At 65.1% G+C, this 3,192-nt stretch carries 4 protein-coding genes and 2 pseudogenes (1 of these 6 running past the window's edge); 1 reads left to right on the top strand and 5 read right to left on the bottom strand.

The features are described 5' to 3' along the window. Nucleotides 1–663, bottom strand: a 663-nt coding sequence (locus K789_RS0105780) for an isocitrate lyase/PEP mutase family protein (RefSeq protein ID WP_024365933.1), incomplete at its 3' end; no start/stop codon positions are given. Nucleotides 664–939: 276 nt separating this feature from the next. Between K789_RS0105780 and K789_RS0105775 the strand changes: the two genes are divergently transcribed. Continuing rightward, nucleotides 940–1,398: a hypothetical protein gene (locus K789_RS0105775; protein ID WP_029704582.1), complete on the top strand. Its 459-nt coding sequence runs from the start codon at nt 940–942 to the stop codon at nt 1,396–1,398. Nucleotides 1,399–1,465: 67 nt separating this feature from the next. On the opposite strand, the gene K789_RS0105770 is transcribed toward K789_RS0105775, so the two are convergent. The 4 genes and pseudogenes from K789_RS0105770 to K789_RS22445 all read right to left on the bottom strand — a co-directional run. After that, nucleotides 1,466–2,161 carry a DsbA family protein gene (locus K789_RS0105770; RefSeq protein ID WP_024365931.1) on the bottom strand — a complete coding sequence of 232 codons (696 nt, stop codon included), beginning with the start codon at nt 2,159–2,161 and terminating at the stop codon, nt 1,466–1,468. Continuing rightward, a pseudogene (locus tag K789_RS0105765) lies at nt 2,161–2,445 on the bottom strand (cation transporter); the annotation flags it as partial. The pseudogene K789_RS0105765 and the gene K789_RS0105770, both read right to left, overlap by 1 nt. 90 nt (nt 2,446–2,535) lie before the next feature. Continuing rightward, entirely contained in the window at nt 2,536–2,850 is a 315-nt protein-coding gene (locus tag K789_RS0105760) for a hypothetical protein (RefSeq protein WP_024365929.1), read from the bottom strand. 3 nt (nt 2,851–2,853) lie between these two features. Beyond that, nucleotides 2,854–3,192 (bottom strand): annotated as a pseudogene (locus K789_RS22445) (cation transporter); it runs 422 nt beyond the window's last position.

The raw sequence follows: 3,192 nt of genomic DNA, 5'->3' as shown, positions 1-3,192 counted from the left end.
TGCCCGGTATGGCAGGGAGCCGGAACTCACCCGCCGGACCCCCAACACACCAAGCTCGGCAACAGTCAGCGAAGGATGTGCCAGCACATTAACAGGTAGCCCAATGCCAGCGGTGATGATCTGGATGTCCTCCGGAATCACAAGTCCGGGGACAAAGATGCCGTCCGCCCCGGCATCGGCGTAGGCAGAGGCGCGGAACAGGACGGCATCCACAGTGGCCTGTTCACCGAACCATATGTTGTCCACCCGGGCGTTGAGGAACATTGCCGGGCTGCGTCGCTTGACGGCGGCAACCTTCTCGGCAAAGGCTGCGGGATCGACCAGGTGCCCGGCCGTGCTGTCCTCCAGGTTGACCCCGGCCACGCCGAGGGCAGCCAGTTGGGCCACAAGCTCCGCAACCTCGGAAGGGTCATCGGAGTAGCCGTCTTCGATGTCCGCCGTGACGTGCACAGGCAGGCGGCACAGCTGCGCCACCAGTGCGGCGGTCTCCGCCTTGCTGGACCGGCCTCCGTCGGGCAGGCCGGCACTTGCCGCAATACCAAAGCTGGTAGTGCCGACGGCCGGGAATCCCGCTGTCGCAAATGCCAAGGCGGATCCGATGTCCCACGCATTGGGAAGCAGGAGTGGCTCCATAGTGTGGTGGAGTTCCCGAAACGTCGCCATTTTCATTCCCTTCCCTGCCAACTGCCTAGGTGAATACCTTTGCAGTCTACAAACGCGGCTGGGCGCTGCAAGGGATGGATGTTTCTCACCTGGCTAAAGAAATCCGGCATCGAGGACGGCGCCCCGTCCCTCCTCACCGGGACGGAGGGTGCCGGGTCCGGTCAATCCAGTGAACCCTGTACTGTCTTGAGTGCGGCCGGGACGGACTCAGTTACCACGTCGTGCCATCACCTGCCGCGGGTCGATAAGCCGGGGCAACCAGGAACAGGAAACGCGATGACAGCGGAGAACACCGCAGCCCGGGATACATCACGTGCAGCTGTAGTTCAAGACAAGCCCGGTGCGATGCCGCTTGGTGCCCGGCGTCTGGTCATGATCGGAGGGCTGTGCGTGCCGGTCGGTCTGGTGGCCGGACCGTATCTCCTGGGCGCCCAACTGCTCGCCGTCGCCGGGGTCATCATGGTGGCGGCTGCCGTCTCCTACCGGGTCCAGGCGCCGTGGTTCTCGCGACTGTCCTGGGTGGTCGTCGGGGCGGGGGCACTCTGGCTGGGCGGGACGGCCGCTTACTGGGGAGCCATCATCGCCGCGGCTGCGTCGTCCGCTGAAGGTCCCACATTCATCCCCTTGCTTTTCACGGCCGGCACGGTGTCGTTTGTGATCATGGCCGGTGCCGCTGTGTCAGCCGTGGTGTTGCGGATGGTTCGTTCGCGTCGAAATACCGTCAGCATGGTCTGAAACCTCTCTGGTGGGTGCCCGCCACCCGCGCCAGTGCCCTCGGGCGATACGCCTTGGTCTCCTGCCGTTACTTTGCGGCGTCGGTGAGTTTCTGGCGGAAATCTGCCTCGGTGTTGAGTGTCAGTTTTTTGCCGTTCAGGAAAAACGTGGGGGTTCCCGTCACACCGAGGGCTTTGCCGTCGGCGACGTCCTTACGGATCCGGTCAACGGTTTTCTCATCCGCCACAGCGGCGTCGTACTTTGTCAGGTCCAGTCCCAGCTCCTGTGCGAAGGTCCTGAACAGCGGTGCCTGGGAATCCTGCTTTTCGCCCCACTGGGGCTGGGTTTCGAACATCCTGGCAGACATCTGTTCGTACTTGCCCTGCTGTGCGGCGGCTTCCACGGCCAGGGCTGCCGTGCCCGAGTTCCGGTGCCCCGGCAGGGGGAAATAGCGGTTCACGAACGTAATCCGGTCACCGTACTCCTTCTTGAGTTCCTCGACGAGCGGCTGGGCGTCGCGGCAGGATTCGCATTCGAAGTCCAGGAATTCAACCAACTGCGCTTTTTCCGTAGTGGGCGAGGTGACGCGGTGGCTGTCTTCGCGGACCAGCAGCGCGTCGGCTGCCGGCTGCAGGGCGGGTGGTGCCGGCTTGGTGGTGGTGAAGACCGCGTACCAGATGATGCCTGCGGCGACGATGACCCCCAGCAGGATCCAGATGACGAGGCGGGCCTTCTTGGCGGGGTCTCCTGGGCCGGGAGCGGGTTTCATGGTGGTCTGTGTCATTAGTGCGGGATGCTTTCCTGGTCGCGGTGGGCGGCGGGTTCGATTTGGAAGGTGGAGTGTTCGACGCTGATGTCGAAGTGTTCGGCGACGCAGCGCTGCAGCTCGGCCAGGATGGTGGCGGCATGCCCATCGGTCATGCAGCTGTCCTCGACCGTGACGTGTGCCGAGAGGACCGGCGTCCCGGAGGCCACGAGGGAGGCGTGCAGGTCATGGACGTCGATCACGTGGGGCAGTGCCAGGATGTGTTCTCGGACCTTGGCCATGTCCAGGCCCTGCGGGGCGTTTCCATCAGCACGTGGTCGTGGTCGTGGTCGTGGCCGCTCATGCGTGGGACTCCAAAGTGTGAGGTTCGGTCGGATGAAGCTGTTGACAGGTCAGTTGTGGGAGTCGAGGCCCCGGAGCGCCTTGCGTAAGGACTCGGCGGAGGGAAGGCCGGCCAGGCCTTTTCCGGTGCGGTAGAGGCGGCAGCTCAGGGCCGGTGTCGATTCGGCCGGAAACAGGTCCCGTCCTTCAGCGGTGAAGGAGGGGGAGCCGTGGAACTGGAGTTCCTGGGCTTCGTTCTCGCAGGCTACCTCGCGGACGGTCAGGGGTTCCGCGTCCCTGCCTTCTGCGACCAGAACCTCACGGAACAGCTTCAGTGCCGGAGCGCCGTTCGGGCAGCCCGGGATGGTGCGCAGTTCGAAGTCCATGGCTCAGGCGTCCCTGCAAACCGAACCCGGGCCGAGGGGGAGGGCCACCGGTCCGGGAGCGGAACCACAGCCGTCGCAGCAGTCCTCCGTTGTGGCGCCGGCGGCCGGTGCGGCGTGGGGGGCCGCACTGTGGGGCACAGCGCAGCAGACGTCGCCACTCCAGGCGTTGACGCCTTCACGGACCGCAATCACGGCGATCACCAGGGCGGCACTGGCGTCGGCCCACCACCATCCGAGCGTGCTGTTCAGCACCAGCCCGACCAGCAGAACGGCGGAGAGGTAGGTGCACAGGAGAGTCTGTTTGGAGTCCGCTACCGCCGTCCGGGAGCCGAGCTCGCGGCC

Source organism: Arthrobacter sp. TB 26 (genome assembly GCF_000427315.1).
GTDB lineage: Bacteria > Actinomycetota > Actinomycetes > Actinomycetales > Micrococcaceae > Arthrobacter.
This window is presented reverse-complemented; position numbering and strand designations above follow the sequence as displayed.